This is a genomic window from Bradyrhizobium sp., from assembly GCF_022844465.1.
GTDB lineage: Bacteria > Pseudomonadota > Alphaproteobacteria > Rhizobiales > Xanthobacteraceae > Bradyrhizobium.
The window spans coordinates 25,636-40,574 of sequence record NZ_JALHLP010000022.1 but is presented as its reverse complement, the minus strand read 5'-3'; the positions used below and the strand labels follow the sequence as shown (position 1 = coordinate 40,574).

Genomic DNA, 14,939 nt, shown 5'->3' with positions numbered 1-14,939 from the left:
TCCGGGGGTCACCGACATGTCGACGGGCTGCCGGTTCGCCAGCCGGCCTTCAAGCCCTCGCAGAACGGCCCATGGTGACGCACGCAGAACACATCCGGTAGAATTTTCGCGGAGTGATCCACAGATCGCAGGGTTGCCGGTTGGCGGAACGAAACGACCGCGCTAATCCTAAATCACGCTTTGGCTTGGGGAATGGCAGGGACCATGAAAGCCGCCGGTCAGCGCCTAGCAGGACGCCGCCTACGCGTGGGACAGGTGGCGTTGCTTGGCGCTGTCTTCGCGCTTTCAGGCGGTTGGACGGCGAAGGCCGTTGAGATGAGTACGGAGATCGCCAATCTCTACAGTTCGGTGTCGATCTATCCGCCCTCGGCCAAATCGATGACCGTCTGCTACGGTTTTGTCTGCCGCCGACGCGAGATCCTCGAATTCACGGCGGGCGACCGCCATGCGTTGACGCAGCTCATGGCTGCGGGGCAGGCGTCGGCCGCGGCCGAGCGCGCCGCGGTGCGCAAGGCGGTGGTGTGGTTTGACCGTCGCATGGGGCCGATCATCGGCACCAACAAGCGGGTGGCGAAGGCGGATTTTCGCCATCTTGACGACAGGCACAATTACGATTGCTGGGACACCACGCGCAACACCACCAGCCTGTTGCTGGTGCTGCAGGAGTGGCGCCTGCTGAAGCATCACGCCATCGGGAATCCGCGTTATCGCGGAAATGCGCTGTTGCTGCAGACCCCGCACAACACCGCGATCCTGATCGATCGCCGCACCAGGGTGGAATGGGTCGTCGATCCCTGGACCCGAGGTTACTCGCAGCCGCCCGACGTGATGACCGCGCAGCAATGGGTCAAGGAAGATTGAGCGGCCGGTTGTCGCGCACGAGCTGTTCGTCGCGCGCGCAGAGGTCCCGCCGAACGCTCATAGTTGTTGAGAGATTTTTCGGCCCGACTCCCGGAGTTGTGTCCGAGAGCGCGCCGTTGCCGATCGCGCGTTCGCGCTAGACCTTGAGGTTCTCGGCCGAGGTCTTGCCGCGGTTGGCGATCTCTTCGTACTCGACGGTCTGCCCTTCATTCAGCGTCGAAAGACCAGCTTTCTCAACTGCCGAAATATGAACGAAAACGTCCTTGCCGCCATTCGAGGGCTGGATGAACCCGTAACCCTTGGTCGGGTTGAACCACTTTACCGTACCTTTAGCCATTCACGTCGTCTCCGCGGAATCAAGAAAAGAAAACGAGCCGCTGGCCCCCGCACACACCGGCTGCCCGAAATCTCAGAATACGCGGGTTGAGGCAGGCTGGGTAGCGCAAACGGAACGGCCAGATCGGCAAAAAGCGAGAATTCTCACCCGATTTTCCTCGTTTTGCCGGTTTCGCCGTCATTTAAAGCGACGAAGGGCCGGGATTCTTTGCTCACCACCGCTGGAACAGGAAACCCCGGCCGCATGAGCCGCCGGGGTTTCCGAACTGAATGAACGGCACTCTGCATCAGTAGCAGATGTTCACGGTGCGCCAGCGGAAGCCGTACGGCGTCATCACGCGGCGGGTCACATAGCATCCGTCATAGGGATAGCCGCCAGCGATGAATCCGAGGCCAAAGCCATGGCCATGGCCGTGGCCCCAATGATGATGCGGGTGCTTCGGCCAGAAGCCGCCGCCCGCCGAGGCGGAGGTGGGCGCCAGCGCCACGGCGCTGAGCGAGGCGGCGGCAACAAGCGCGAGCGTCAATTTGCGAAACATGGTCGTTCTCCTTTAGCTGTGCGCCGCGATCGTTTCGTCCCGGCGCGGGTTGGATTTTCAGTCTCACCCCTTGTCGATCAGTCGCCCGCGCCGACGCGCGGGTTCGAGCTCCCGACGCCGCGAAGGACCACAAATTTCGTGAACAACTATTCAGGCGTGACGAACGTCACACTCGCTTCAAGCCATTGCCGCCGGGCCGGTTTCAGCGCCGGCACCTTGCTGGTCGTTAACCAGGATCGACAGCACCCGCGCATCCGTCACGGTGCGCACCATCATCGGCTCGTTGCGACCGCGGATCACGACTTCCTGGCTTGGCAGGGCGTCGGCGGCCAGCCCTGCGGTGGCGCGAACCTCGTCTGAGATGACGACCTCGCAGGCAAGGTTTTTGGTCATGTCCTGCAGCCGGGCCGCGACATTGACGGGGTCGCCGAGCGCTGTGAACACCATGTGGTCGCGGTAGCCGATGTCGCCGACGATGACTTCGCCGCCGTTGACGCCGATTCCGAATCGGAGCGGCTCGTGCAGATCGTGTTCGAGAAACTTGTTCAATTCGTCGATATTGGCGGCGATCATCGAAGCGGCCTTGAGGGCTTGCCGGCAGGCGTCCCGCCGGCTGCAAGCGAGCCCGAACAGCGCCAGCATGCCGTCGCCGATGAACTGGTTCGGCCTACCGCCGCTTTCGATCACCGCCTGCGACACTGCGCCGAGGAATCGATTGACGATGAACACAGTGTCGAACGGCAGGCGCTTTTCCGCGAGCCTGGTCGAGCCGCGCATGTCGACAAACAGGCTGACGAGATAGCGCTCCTGACCGATCCGCGTCGGGTTGGAGTCGTGACCGTCGGCGGACATCGTGTGCGGCAGGAACAGCTGGAAGAACGACAGGTCGGTCGCCGGCCGCAACTGGCAGGCGAGGCGGATGGATGGATCCGGCGTCCCAGCCCGGCCGAGCACGAAAGCCTCGCGCTGCGAGGGTTCGGGCAATTCGCCGCTGTCTCCGATGACGCGGATGCGACAGGTGGAGCAGCGGGCGCGGCCGCCGCAGACACTGGCGTGCGGCACGCCGTTGCGCAGGCTGGCCTCGAGCACGGTGAGACCTCTGGGAACGCGCACGGTGCGGCCGTTGCCATAGGAGAGGCGGATCATGCCGCGGCGGCGCTCGTTGACGGCGCGGACGCCCCTGGCCAGGAGCGCAAGGCCGATCAGGCCGAAATAGCCGAACAGGAAATAATCCGTGACGCGGTCGAGCACCTGCTGTTCGGGCCGCGTGCCGATCTGTCGCGGCGAGATGTTCTCGGCGCGCCATTCGGCGCTGTCGGCCTCGATGACCATGCGCCCGCCTTGATAGAAACCGAGCATGGCGAGCGTCGGAACCAGCACGGCGGCCGCGAGCAGAAACGGCGCTGCGCGTTTGTAGAACGCCCGCATCCGAAGCCAGAAGTAGAGCCCGATGCAGCCATGGACCCAGGCGATCGTCATCACCGCGAGCATCAACCAGACCCGGTAGGGCACCCATACCCAGTACAGGAACAGCACCTGCGGATAGAGTTTTTCATGTCCGTATAGCGTCTGCCCAAGCCGGACGCCGATGATATGCGCGATGATGAGCCCGGGCACGCTGAGGCCGAGCAGAAGCTGGAGCGGCTCGATCGCCTTCCAGCGGAATTGCCGCCGCTCATACAGCGCCCAGACGCCAAGCAAGGTATGCACGAGGCAGGCGGCATAAAACACCATCGCGACAGGCAGGAATTGCCAGAACAGGAGATGGAGATACACGCCGTCCGCCAGCGCCGCCATCGAGATGTTGCCGAGCGCGTGATTGAGAAAATGGCTGATCAGATAGGCGAACAGCACCATGCCGCTGGCAAGGCGGACCTGCCGCAGGCCGATGCCGCGAACGAATGCCGTCAACTGGACTCGGGAGAAAGCCGCCATGCGATCCATAGGGTCAATACGGCAATGGTAGCGGCTAATTGCGGCCGTGAATACCGTCTCCCGTTATCGTGGCAGAGGGCAATCGGGTAGCGGGCGGCACGACGATACGAAGCTTCTGGCGACGGGTTTTCCGTTGCCGCACGTTGACACCCCCGGGGCAGTCGGGGAGAAAGCGCCGTGACGATAACCCATCCCGACAACCGCCCGGCCAAGCCGGGCCGTCTTACGCCGCCGCCATGGCTTGCGCTCGCGCTGCTGGTTGCGGCGCTGACGGCGATGCGGCTGGTCTATGCTGGCGCGCTCGACCTGCGCACCGACGAGGCCTATTACTGGACCTGGTCGAAGGAGAGCGCGCTCGCCTTTCTCGATCATCCGCCCGGCATCGCCTGGCTGATCCGGTTCGGCACCGCGATCTTCGGCGACACACTTCTCGGCGTGCGGTTTGGCGGCATCGTCGCGATGCTGGTCACGCAATTGCTGCTCGCCGACATCGTCCGGCGCGTGACGCATGACGTTCGCGCGGTCGCGTTCGCGGTGTTGCTGCCGGAGGCGGCGCTGTATTACGGGCTGCTGATGGCCAAGGTGGCGCCCGACACCGCGATGATCCCTTGCGCGGTCGCAATGCTGTGGGCATTGGTGCGGCTCTCCGAGAGCGGCAACCCGCGCTGGTGGCTCGCCGCCGGCCTGTTCGCCGGGCTGGCGCTACTGTGCAAATTCACCGCGATCCTGCTGTTGCCGGCGGTGATCGCGTTTGCGCTGGTGCCGGACTGGCGGCGACGCTGGCTGCTGAGCCCCTATCCGTGGCGGGCGGCGCTGATCGCGTTGATCGTGTTCTCCCCGGTGCTGGTCTGGAATGCCGGGCACGACTGGGGGTCGTTCCGCTTCCAGCTGGTGCGCGCGCTCGCGTCTCACCCGTTTTCGTTTCGTACCGTCGGCGAATTCATCGGCCTGCAATTCGGCCTGGTCGGTTTCGTATTGCTGCCGGTGGTTCTGTCCGGCGTGGCATGGACGGCGTGGCGCGGCTACCGCACCCGCGAGCCGGTAGCGATCCTGCTGTCCACCGCGGTGCTGGTGCCGTTCGGCTACTTCTTCTGGAAGTCGTTGACGCTGCGGGTCGGCGACACCTGGCCGATGTTCCTGTGGCCGGCGGGTTTTGCCGCCACCGCGATCAATCTCACCATGCTGTCGCGCGAGGGCCGGGCGGACTGGATCGTGCAATCGACATGGGCGTGGGCGAGGGTCGCCGTCATTTCGGGAGTGGCCTTCGTGGTCGCCGTATTCCTTTATTATGTCGCGGCGCCCTGGAATTTACTCGGCAGGATCGATCCCGTCGGCGCCGAGGCCGGCTTCGAACAGGTCGCCGAGCGGGTGCGCGTTCAGTTGCGGCAGACCGGCGCGAGCTGGATCGCGACGTCGGACTATCGCACCTACGCGATGCTGCGCTGGCATTTCAAGGGCGAGGTCCCGGTCATCCAGGTCAACGAGCGCGCAAGATTCCAGGGCTTTCGCGATCCCGGCATGGATGCGATCAGGAATCGCCCCGGCCTCCATATCGCGCGCGAGCCGGAAAGCCGCCTGCCGTGGTGGGATGTCACGACGGCAACGCGGCAGCCGCTGGAACGGGTCGAACGCAGCTGGCGCGGGGTGGTGATGGATATCTATGCGCTGGAAAAGCTGACGGGCTGGACGCCGGAGCTGTCGCCGCCGCCGGATTCGCCGTTGTTCCACTGGCGCGTGCTGGCGGGGCAGGCGCGGTTTGACGCGATCATAGCGTAGTTCATTTGCATCAACGCTCGGCGCGACTCCAACAGAGCCGCGCCGACGCTGGTACGCAACTTCTTAGGTAATCCCGAGGCCGGCCTTGGCGCATTGCTCGTCCTGGTCGCCGGTGACGCCGCTGACGCCGACGCCGCCGGTGACCTTGCCGTCGATCATGATCGGCACGCCGCCGGGCGAGGCGAACACGCCCGGCAGGGTGATCGTGGCCGATCCGCCCATGTTGATCGCCTCCATGAAGACGCGCGTCGTGCGCCGATAGGTCGCCGCCGCCTTGGCTTTGCCGATGGCGATGTCGATGCTGCGGTTTGCGTGTTGTCCATCTGCTATAGTGCGGGGAACTATACCCGAACGGGCCCCAACGCCGATAGCCGGCGGGACATTTCAAGTTCGCGCGTTGTGAGCCGGCAAGGCGTCCGACCAAGCTCAACCACCGATTCCGGTGATTGCCGTCCGTCGCGCTGCGGTGATAGCCTGCACGCTTGGCCGCCCCCGATGTCCAGGCGCGCCCGCCTGACAAGCCCCACGGAGCTTGAGCATGTTGAGATCAACAATTGTGCTCTTGTCTGGACTGTTGCTTCCGCAAGCCGCATATGCTGCACCGCCAAAGGAATTGTACGGCAAGTCGGTCAGCGTCACCTGGACCGAGACCCGCGAGCAGCGCCCGGCCGGCGAGCAGGCCTGGCGGCAGGTCGTCGGCACGGTAACGCTGAACATGTACGTGAGCGAGGCAGGGCGCGTTTTCAACAACGTCTCCTACGCGACGCGCCGTGGCAGCGCGGAACGCCAGGGAGAGATTGCGGGATCGGGCAAGCGTTCGATCAATTTCAATGGCCGTTCGCTGCTGGTCCTGATGCCTTACGGGAGCGCTGGAGCGACGCGCATCGTGGCGGATATCGATGCCGGCTTTGCCAGCTGCAGCGCGCAGGTGACACGTGCCAGGGAATCCGAGGGAGCCATCATTCGCTTTAAGAGTGGCATCACCAACAACATCGTCGAAATCAAGTCGAACCAGGTCGGCGGAATCTCGTGCAGCATCCGCGCCGGCAATGTGTTCGCCAACTGACCGGACGCGTTGTTCTTCGAGCAAAGCCGTCTGTAGCCGAGCTCAGGAATTGAGTTGTCCTGACGGCGTGGACCGCGAAATCTTCAGCTCTTCATCGTTCATGTCGGCCGCCACATCGGCGAACAGCGGGGTGCTCAGGTAGCGTTCGCCGGTGTCGGGGAGCATGCAGAGGATGTTTGCACCCTTTTCAGCCTCTGCTGCGATCTGGAGCGCGCCAGCAAATGTGGCGCCGGAAGTGATGCCAACAAAGATACCCTCTCTGGTCGCCAGCTCCTTGCTGAACCGGATAGCATCAGCGCCCGAGATCGGCAGCAGCCGGTGGATCACTTTCGTTTCCACCGCATCGGCGGCGAGCTTCGGAATGAAATCCGGTGTCCACCCCTGCATCGGATGCGGCTTGAATGTTGGGTGGGGACCTGACGGGGTGCCGTCAGCATGCCGGGCCTGCTCGATGCCGCTGCCCAACAGTTGGGAGTCGAGCGGTTCGCATACGACGATCCTGGTATCCGGCCGCTCCCTGGCGAGCACCCGCGCGACGCCCTTCAGCGTTCCGCCGGTGCCGTAGCCGGTGACCCAATAGTCCAGCCTCTCGCCGGAGAAATCATCGAGGATTTCGCGCGCGGTCGTTCGAGTATGGATATCTGCATTGGCTTCGTTCTCGAACTGCCGGGTCATGAACCAGCCGTGGGCTTTGGCAAGTTCAGCAGCCTTGTTGACCATGCCGACGGCACGTTCAGCCGCGGGAGTAATAATCACCTTTGCTCCCAGGAATCGCATCAACTTGCGGCGCTCGACGCTGAACGGTTCGGCCATGGTCAGCACGAGCGGGTAGCCCTTGGCCGCGCAAACCATCGCAAGGCCAATCCCGGTGTTGCCGCTGGTGGCCTCGATCACGGTCTGGCCCGGCTTCAATTCGCCGGATCTTTCAGCCGCCTCGATGACACCCAGGGCCAACCGATCCTTGATGGACCCGAGGGGATTGAACGCTTCGACCTTGACGAACAGGTTCACGCCCTTTGGCGCCAGGTGATTGATTCTGACCACCGGCGTATTGCCGATCGTCTCCGTTATGCTTTGATATTTCATGCAACTTCCTGTCCCGTCGCGATCACGAAAGTGTCTGCATCCACTGGTCGCATCAACGCTGGTTTGGCGCAAGGCGAAGTTGGCGCTCGTGGTACGGAGCGCGTCAGCACATTAGATATATGTCTCGGCAGGATGCCGGCGGTTCAACCAAGCTCCGCTGGCTTCCGTGCCGGCCGACGGCATTTCTGTAGCAGGAGGAGAGGCTAGGCGTCGGCTTTGAGACGCCGGATCGGGAAACATCGCTAGCGGAGGTGCTCCGCCTATGTTCTGATCGTGTTATTGCCATCAGCCCGGGAACTACCTCTTGTCCAGCGATCGCGTGCAGCGACGACTAGTGGCTGTCCTGGCGGCGGATGTCGCCGGCTACAGCCGGCTGATGGGCTTGAACGAGGAGAAAACGCTAGCCCAACTGAAAGCGCTCCGAAGGACGCTTGTCGATCCCACGATCGCGAGCCACCGGGGCCGCATCGTCAAGACCACCGGCGACGGTCTGCTGGTCGAGTTCGCAAGCGCTGTTGATGCGGCGCGCTGCGCCGCCGACATCCAGCGAGAGATGGTCAAGCATAACGCCGACGTCCCGCAGGACCTCAGGATCGAGTTTCGGATAGGGATCCATGTCGGCGATATCATCATCGACGATGACGACATATTCGGTGACGGCGTCAACATAGCGGCTCGGCTTGAGGGAATTGCAGAACCGGGCGGCGTCTGTTTGTCCGATGACGCGCATCGACAAATTCGCGGCAAGGTCGATTTTGCATTGGAAGACATCGGGGAACAGAGTTTAAAGAACATTGCCGAGCCGATGCGGGCGTGGCGAATACGGCCGGCTGGCGATAGTGTTGCGAGGATTACATCGGAATCGCCCGCGATTCACTGGCCTAAAACTCTGGCGTTGCCCGACAAGCCATCGATCGTTGTACTGCCTTTCGATAACATGTCCGCCGAGCCCGGCCAGGACTACCTCGCCGACGGCATCGTCGAGGCGATAACGGCGACGCTTTCCTGCGTCCGGTCGTTCTTCGTCATCGCCCGGAGTTCGGCGTTCACGTACAAGGGGCGCGCGACCAATGCACGCGACATCGGAAAGGAATTGGGTGTCGCGTACCTGCTGGAGGGAAGCGTACAGAAAGTCGGTAGTCGTCTGCGTATCACCGTCCAGCTTATCGAGACCGAGGGGGGCGCGCATGTCTGGAGCTCGCGCTACGACGGCACAATCGACGAGTTCTTTGATCTGCAGGACCGGATAACGCAGCAAGTGGCAGGCGCGCTGCAGCCGTCCATTCGCAGCGCCGAGATCGAGCGGTCGCGTCGCAAGCGTCCGCAGGATTTGAGCAGCTACGACTACACCATGCGGGCGATGCCCCATGTTTGGGCGCTGGAGAAGGACGAAAGCGCAAAAGCGATCGAGCTTCTCGAGAAGGCGCTAAGTGTTGACCCCGAATATCCGCTGGCGATGGCCCTTGCGGGTTGGTGCCATGCCCAACGTTCGGTCTACAATTGGGCGGACGACCTTGCAGCAAGCCAGGCCATGGCACGGACGCTCGCGGAGCGCGCCGCGAACCTGAGCGGAGACGACCCGCTCATCCTGGCTGTGCTTGGCGCGGTGCATACTTTTGTTCGGAACTATGGGACCGCCCGCGTGCTGCTGGAGCGCGCGCTCGCTCTTGATCCGAACTGCGCCTGGGCCTGGAGCCGCCTTGGATGGGTCGAGAATTACGCCGATCAGCCTCACAAGGCGATCGAAAACTTCGAACGCGCCCTTCGCCTCAGTCCGATTGATCCGATGAACTTCAACAATTATGCCGGTCTCGCCTCGGCTCACGAAGTGATGCAGGACTACGACAATGCTGCGGCACTATACCGGCGCGCGCTGCTGGAGCGGCCCAATGCAAACTGGATCTATCGTAATCTGACGTCGTCCCTGTCGGCCGCCGGTCGGATCGACGAGGCGAAGCTGGCGTTTGCGGAATTGTTGCGACACTATCCCGATCTGACGATCGCGAAGTTCAAGCTCGCCATGGTTTTTTCCGGTCCCACGTTGGATAGGATGGCCGAAAACCTGCGAAAACTCGGCTTGCCTGACCGATGATGTGGCCAAGTTCGATGTGACCGCCATCACGGCCGGCCGCGACTCGACCCTAGGGGCCAGCGGGGGGGGGGGCGCGCTACGGCTCCAAGGCTACCCTGGCGCGCCAGAGCGCTTCGAAACTGTCAGGATCGTCCTTCGGTGCCCATGCTTGCGCGTTGAGCGGGTTGCCACGCTTCTCTGCAGCCCTGTTCTTGACCTCGGCCGCGAGGGCCGGTTTCTTGACCTCGGCCGCAAGGGCCGGTTGCACGGAAGCCTCCTTGCGCCATTCCAGCAGGGATTTGGAAAGCATCGGCTTGCCGGCGTACCAGCATTTTCGTCCGTCGATTATTCGGTACGACCACCACTGCGATTGCGGATTTGAGGGCTTGGCGGCATGGCATTGCTGCTTGGCTTCCACGTCCGGTATGCCAATCAACAACAAGGCAGCCGCGCAAGGCGCGATAGCCATTGAAAAAAGCCTGCTCCTCATTGGCGCGGCTCCAGGCCGCTTCGTCGCTGCAATCGGCTCACCGCGGCCATCACGTCCGGGCGTTCAAGCACGTCCACCAGCTTATCGAGAATACGCTCGCTGTTTTGCGGCCGGGGCTGAAGGTAGTCTTCAAGAATGAGCTGAGCTTGCCCAATCGCCTGAAGAGCCAGTTGTTGATCCGTCATCCATTCAACTCATAAACATCGCCCCGGGAAGAACGAGATAGGAAAATCAAGACCTTATTTAGGAATGTCCCCGCTTTTCTTGGAACCTCGCATCAATTTTTGTTTCAGGGCGGTTCTGGTTAGCCTGCCCGCATGTCGCGCGCTTGCGCAATCATAAGCGTCTGGAATTGCTAAAGAATGCTCTTCGCCCCAGTGAGCCAATCGGAGACAAGCAGCGCGCCGGCCCCACTCATTTTCGCAAATGAGGCCACTGCCGCTCCTGAAATAAGGCGCCCTGCTTCAACCGTTAGCTGAAACCGCTTCACTAATCCCCGCCTGCCACGATCGAAACCTCATTCCTCGCCATCGCGCTTGCGCAGGAGGTCCCTGGCGAGATCGGCCAGCGCCGGGCGCGGCAGCGCGGTGAAGGGCAGCGGGCGGGTGACGTCGATGGCGGCAAGGCCGAGCCGCGCCGTCAAGAGGCCGTTGAGCACGCCTTCGCCGAGGCGGTGCGAGAGTTTGGCGGCGATGCCGTGCCCGAGCATTTGTTGCACCAGGCTGTCGGTCGCCGCCATGCCGCCGGTGATCGCGAGATGCCCGATGACGTGGCGCAGCAGGCTGAGCATGCCGAGCGTGCCCGGCCGGCCGCCATAGAGCCGGGCCAGTTGCCGGATCAGCCGCAGGGCCGCGACGAACACGAACAGCACGTCGATCAGCGCGCGCGGGCTGATCGCGGTGACGACCGAGACGCGCTGCGCCGCCGTCGAGACCAGCCGCCGCGCCTGCTCGTCGAGCGGCGCCATCAATTCGCGCTCGGCCAGCTTGATCATGTCGGCGCCGTCGATGATGTCGTCGGCATGGCCGGCCAGCGAGGCCCGGGCGCGCGCCAGATGCGGGTTCTGCCGCGCCAGCCGGAGCAGCTCGTCAACGACGGCCCGGCTTTCAGCGCGGTCGTCGCTGCGCAGGACCTCGGCGGCGCGCAGATGCAGTTTCTCGATGGTCGCCAGCCGCGCCAGCCCGAACGCTTCGCGCGCGATGACGACGACCAGCGCCAGCGCCGCGGCGGCCGCCAAGGCCAGCGCGACATAGCCCACGGTCTGGCTGCGCGCGAACAGATCCTCGATCAGGTTGACGACGCCGAGCCCGAGCCCAAACAGCACCAGCCCGCTGGCGGCGGACCAGAACAGCGCGCCCCAGCGAAAGCCGCGGCGCGCCGGGAGCAGCGGCGCATCCAGCGCAACCGGCAGCAGCGCCGGGTCGGATTCCGGCGTGACCTGCACGGTGCCGCGGGCGGGGCGGGTGGTTGCGTCCGGGTCCATCACGATCACGCCGGGATCGTCCAGCCTGAAGGTCGCCGGCCGCCGCTGCGGCGTTTTCTCGCTCATTGCAGTCGGTCTCCGATCAGGAACTGGAGGGCGCGGTCGAGGCGGATGTGAGGCAGCGCGGGCGCCTCGTCGCCGTGGCGCTCCAGCAGCGGCGGCCGGAAGCGCAGGAAGCGGAAATCGGCCTTTTCGGAAGGCGCGCTGGAGAGGCCGGCAAACCCGCCCTTGAACAGTTCTTCGGGATCTTCGGGCAGGTCGCCCGGAAAGGTCGCGACCTCGGTCGCGCCGTCGAAGGTTTCGCCATTGGCGACCTCGCCGGGCGCGGGCGTGCCGGTGATCGAGGGCAGTTTCTCGCGGCCGCGCGCCACCATCGCCTCGCGGGTGGCGCGCACCGCCGATAGCGCCACCACGTCGATCGCGGCGCCGGCATATCTGGCGCGGTCGGCGGCCCGCGCCACCGCCCGCCGCAGCACCGCTTCGAGACGATCGTGGCTCAGATGGTGCAGATGATCGGCCTTGGTGGCCGCAAACAGGATGCGATCGATCCGCGGCCGAAACAGATTGCTGAACAGCGTGCTGCGGCCGATCCGGAAGCAATCGAGAATGCCCGCCAGCGCCGATTCCAGATCGTGCAAGGCCTCGGGCCCGGCGTTGAAGGCGGACAGCGCATCGACCAGCACGACCTGGCGGTCGAGGCGGGCGAAATGATCGCGAAAGAACGGACGCACGACGACGGCCTTGTAGGACTCGTAGCGCCGCCGCATCATCGCCCACAGCGAGCCGTCGGGCGCGCTGCCGTCGATGGCGACGTCGAGCGGCGCAAAGGTCAACGCCGGCGTATCCGCCAGATTGCCCGGCATCAGGAAGCGCCCCGGCGGCAGCAGACTCATGGCAAAACGCTCGTCGCGGCAGGCGCGCAGATAATCCGTGAACAGCTTTGCCGCCATGCGCGCCGCCTGTTCGTCTTCGCGCGCCGCGGCGGCGAGCGTCGCCAGATGCGCATGCCAAAGTGCTGCCAGCTTCGCGCGCGGGCCCTCGCGCGACAGGGCGAGGCTCTCCGCCGACCATTGCTCGTAGCTCCTGTGGAGCAGCGGCAGGTCGAGCAGCCATTCGCCGGGGTAGTCCACGATATCGACGGTGAGCGTGCGGTCGGCGCCGTTCTGCCGCTGGTAGTCGATGACGAGGCGCAATTCACTGATGTCGACGGTCGAGTTCGGCCAGCGCCGATCCTCGATCAGGGCGCGAACGTGGTTCTCGTAGTCGAAGCGGGGCACCGCGTCGTCGGGCTGCGGCTCCAGCCGGACGCCGGCGATCCGGCCGGTCGCGTACGGCTCGAACACCGGAAAGCGGCCGCCGCGGGTCAGGCCGTGAACCAGCGCGGTGATGAACACGGTCTTGCCGGCGCGCGACAGCCCGGTGACGCCAAGCCGCACCGTCGGATGGAACAGGCCGTCGCCGTAATCCAATAGCGCCCGCGCCGACAGCCGCGCTTCCTCGACAATGTCTGAAAAACCGGGGGCCATAGGGGGAGGGGGCGGCTCGATGTGAGGGGGGCGGGCATTCGCGGGCACCGTCAGGAAAAGTGGCGATTGCCGGGCCGAAATCAAGCTTCACATTTAAGCCGAGTTTCCGGGTGAACCGGATGGCGTGGGGTTCGTTGACCTCGCCAGATTACTATCCTATCGCTCGGCAAGCAATTTCGGCGGGTCCGCATGACGATCTTCAGGTTAAAGCAAATCGCCTCGACGTCGATCCATGCCGCCGCCGGCGCCATGCACTGGCATTACGATCGCGCCGAACTGATCGCCGATGGCGTCGTCCACGTCATTGGCGTCTGCCTTGGCCTCGTCGCCGCCACCGCGCTGATCGCACTGACCGCCGTCTACGCCTCCGCCGCCGAAATCGCCGCCGTCTCGATCTATGTCGCGGGCCTGCTGGCGATGCTGGTGCTGTCGGCGACCTACAATCTCTGGCCGGTGTCGCGCGCCAAATGGGTGCTGCGCCGCTTCGACCATTCGGCGATCTACCTGCTGATCGCCGGGACCTACACGCCGTTCATCATGGCGGTGAAGGACAGTTACTTCGCCGTAGCGTTGCTGATCGGCGTGTGGTGCCTGGCGATCGCCGGCATCGCACTCAAGATCGCGCGGCCCGGCCGCTACGACCGGCTGGCGACCGGGCTTTACCTCGCCATGGGCTGGAGCGGCATGATGCTCTATGACGCCATGGTGGAGAAGCTGCCGGCGCTGGCGCTGGGTTTCACAGTCGCAGGCGGCGTGCTTTACACTTCAGGGGTGATCTTTCACGCCTGGCAGCGGCTGCGCTTCCAGAACGCGATCTGGCACGGCTTTGTCTTGCTCGGCGCCGCCTGCCACTATACCGCCATCCTTGATCTGATGCTGGCGTAAACAAGGACAAAGGGGGGCGGCCATGCAGGTGACCGGCAAAGTCGTGGTGGTGACCGGCGGCGGCAATGGCATCGGGCGGGCGATGTGCGAGGCGTTTCATCGCGCCGGCGCCGCCAAGGTCGTGGTCGTCGACCTCGACCACGCCGCCGCCGAGCAGGTCGCGGCCGCGATCAACGGCGCGGCCTTCAAATGCGACGTCGGGCAGGAAAAGGACATCCTCCACGTCATCGAGGAGACCGAGCGCCGGTTCGGTCCGATCGCGCTGTTCTGCTCCAATGCCGGCATCGGCGGCGGCTTCGATCCGCTGTCGGTCAACGCCGGCGGCAGCTCCGACGAGCCATGGCAGCGCAGCTGGGCCATCCATGTCATGGCTCATGTCTATGCGGCGCGGCACCTGATCCCGCGCATGAAGGCGCGCGGCGGCGGCTATTTCCTCAACACGATCTCGGCGGCGGGGCTGTTGTCCCAGGTCGGCAGCCCGGCCTATTCGACCACCAAGCACGCCGCGGTCGGCTTTTCCGAGAACCTGGCGATCTCGCACAAGGCCGACGGCATCAAGGTGTCGATCCTGTGCCCGCAGGGCGTCGACACCAACATGCTGCGCTCGATCCCGAAGGGCCCGCAATCCGGCGACGGCGACCTGACGCCGGAGCAGGTGGCGCAGGACGTGCTGAAGGGGCTGGAAGACGAAACCTTCGTGATCCTGCCGCATCCGCAGGTGCTCGGCTACATGCGCAAGAAGACCGAAAACTACGACCGCTGGATCGCGGGCATGGCGAAGATCCAGGCGAAGATGCGGGAGAGTTACGGGAAGTGACGGCGCCCTCACGCCGTCATTCCGGGATGGTCCGAAGGACCAGACCCGGAATCTCGAGATTCCGGGTT

At 64.2% G+C, this 14,939-nt stretch carries 15 protein-coding genes; 6 read left to right on the top strand and 9 right to left on the bottom strand.

All coding sequences use genetic code 11. The annotated features are described in order from the left end of the window. Positions 1-315: 315 nt before the first annotated feature. Positions 316-861 carry a hypothetical protein gene (locus Q0D31_RS22025; protein ID WP_291856027.1) on the top strand — a complete coding sequence of 182 codons (546 nt, stop codon included), beginning with the start codon at positions 316-318 and terminating at the stop codon, positions 859-861. Between the two features lie 136 nt (positions 862-997). Here the strand turns inward: Q0D31_RS22025 and Q0D31_RS22020 are convergent, their stop codons facing one another. The 3 genes from Q0D31_RS22020 to Q0D31_RS22010 all read right to left on the bottom strand — a co-directional run bounded on the left by Q0D31_RS22020 (position 998) and on the right by Q0D31_RS22010 (position 3,671). Then, positions 998-1,198, bottom strand: a complete 201-nt coding sequence (locus Q0D31_RS22020; protein ID WP_027539571.1) for a cold-shock protein — start codon at positions 1,196-1,198, stop codon at positions 998-1,000. Positions 1,199-1,484: 286 nt separating this feature from the next. Beyond that, a complete protein-coding gene (locus Q0D31_RS22015) occupies positions 1,485-1,736 on the bottom strand; it encodes a hypothetical protein (RefSeq protein WP_291856020.1) in 252 nt (83 codons plus the stop codon). 177 nt (positions 1,737-1,913) lie between these two features. After that, positions 1,914-3,671 carry an adenylate/guanylate cyclase domain-containing protein gene (locus tag Q0D31_RS22010; protein WP_291856018.1) on the bottom strand — a complete coding sequence of 586 codons (1,758 nt, stop codon included), beginning with the start codon at positions 3,669-3,671 and terminating at the stop codon, positions 1,914-1,916. A 276-nt stretch (positions 3,672-3,947) separates the two neighbouring features. On the opposite strand from Q0D31_RS22010, the gene Q0D31_RS22005 reads away from it, so the two are divergent. After that, positions 3,948-5,447: a glycosyltransferase family 39 protein gene (locus Q0D31_RS22005; RefSeq protein ID WP_291856091.1), complete on the top strand. Its 1,500-nt coding sequence runs from the start codon at positions 3,948-3,950 to the stop codon at positions 5,445-5,447. 63 nt (positions 5,448-5,510) lie between these two features. On the opposite strand, the gene Q0D31_RS22000 is transcribed toward Q0D31_RS22005, so the two are convergent. Next, positions 5,511-5,777: a heme-binding protein gene (locus Q0D31_RS22000; RefSeq protein ID WP_291856089.1), complete on the bottom strand. Its 267-nt coding sequence runs from the start codon at positions 5,775-5,777 to the stop codon at positions 5,511-5,513. 208 nt (positions 5,778-5,985) lie between these two features. On the opposite strand from Q0D31_RS22000, the gene Q0D31_RS21995 reads away from it, so the two are divergent. Beyond that, positions 5,986-6,513 (top strand): hypothetical protein, encoded by a 528-nt coding sequence (locus Q0D31_RS21995; protein WP_291856016.1) that lies wholly within the window; start codon positions 5,986-5,988, stop codon positions 6,511-6,513. Between the two features lie 42 nt (positions 6,514-6,555). Here the strand turns inward: Q0D31_RS21995 and cysK are convergent, their stop codons facing one another. After that, the gene (gene cysK, locus Q0D31_RS21990; protein ID WP_366518544.1) at positions 6,556-7,671 is read right to left on the bottom strand and encodes a cysteine synthase A; all 1,116 of its coding nucleotides are present in this window, start codon (positions 7,669-7,671) and stop codon (positions 6,556-6,558) included. Positions 7,672-7,903: 232 nt separating this feature from the next. On the opposite strand from cysK, the gene Q0D31_RS21985 reads away from it, so the two are divergent. Next, positions 7,904-9,691: an adenylate/guanylate cyclase domain-containing protein gene (locus Q0D31_RS21985; RefSeq protein WP_291856014.1), complete on the top strand. Its 1,788-nt coding sequence runs from the start codon at positions 7,904-7,906 to the stop codon at positions 9,689-9,691. A gap of 76 nt (positions 9,692-9,767) precedes the next feature. On the opposite strand, the gene Q0D31_RS21980 is transcribed toward Q0D31_RS21985, so the two are convergent. From Q0D31_RS21980 to Q0D31_RS21965, 4 genes are all read right to left on the bottom strand, one after another. Continuing rightward, positions 9,768-10,139: a hypothetical protein gene (locus Q0D31_RS21980; protein ID WP_291856012.1), complete on the bottom strand. Its 372-nt coding sequence runs from the start codon at positions 10,137-10,139 to the stop codon at positions 9,768-9,770. Positions 10,140-10,156: 17 nt separating this feature from the next. Further along, positions 10,157-10,345: a hypothetical protein gene (locus Q0D31_RS21975; RefSeq protein ID WP_291856009.1), complete on the bottom strand. Its 189-nt coding sequence runs from the start codon at positions 10,343-10,345 to the stop codon at positions 10,157-10,159. Positions 10,346-10,677: 332 nt separating this feature from the next. Next, positions 10,678-11,709, bottom strand: a complete 1,032-nt coding sequence (locus tag Q0D31_RS21970) for a TIGR01620 family protein (protein ID WP_291856007.1) — start codon at positions 11,707-11,709, stop codon at positions 10,678-10,680. Further along, a complete protein-coding gene (locus Q0D31_RS21965) occupies positions 11,706-13,169 on the bottom strand; it encodes a YcjX family protein (RefSeq protein ID WP_291856006.1) in 1,464 nt (487 codons plus the stop codon). Before Q0D31_RS21965 ends, Q0D31_RS21970 begins: the two co-directional genes overlap by 4 nt. A 189-nt stretch (positions 13,170-13,358) precedes the next feature. Here Q0D31_RS21965 and Q0D31_RS21960 point away from each other — a divergent pair, with 189 nt between their 5' ends. After that, complete coding sequence (locus Q0D31_RS21960; protein ID WP_291856004.1) at positions 13,359-14,054, top strand: hemolysin III family protein; 696 nt, start codon at positions 13,359-13,361, stop codon at positions 14,052-14,054. A gap of 22 nt (positions 14,055-14,076) precedes the next feature. Further along, entirely contained in the window at positions 14,077-14,871 is a 795-nt protein-coding gene (locus tag Q0D31_RS21955) for an SDR family oxidoreductase (protein WP_291856002.1), read from the top strand. The last annotated feature ends 68 nt before the right edge of the window (positions 14,872-14,939 follow it).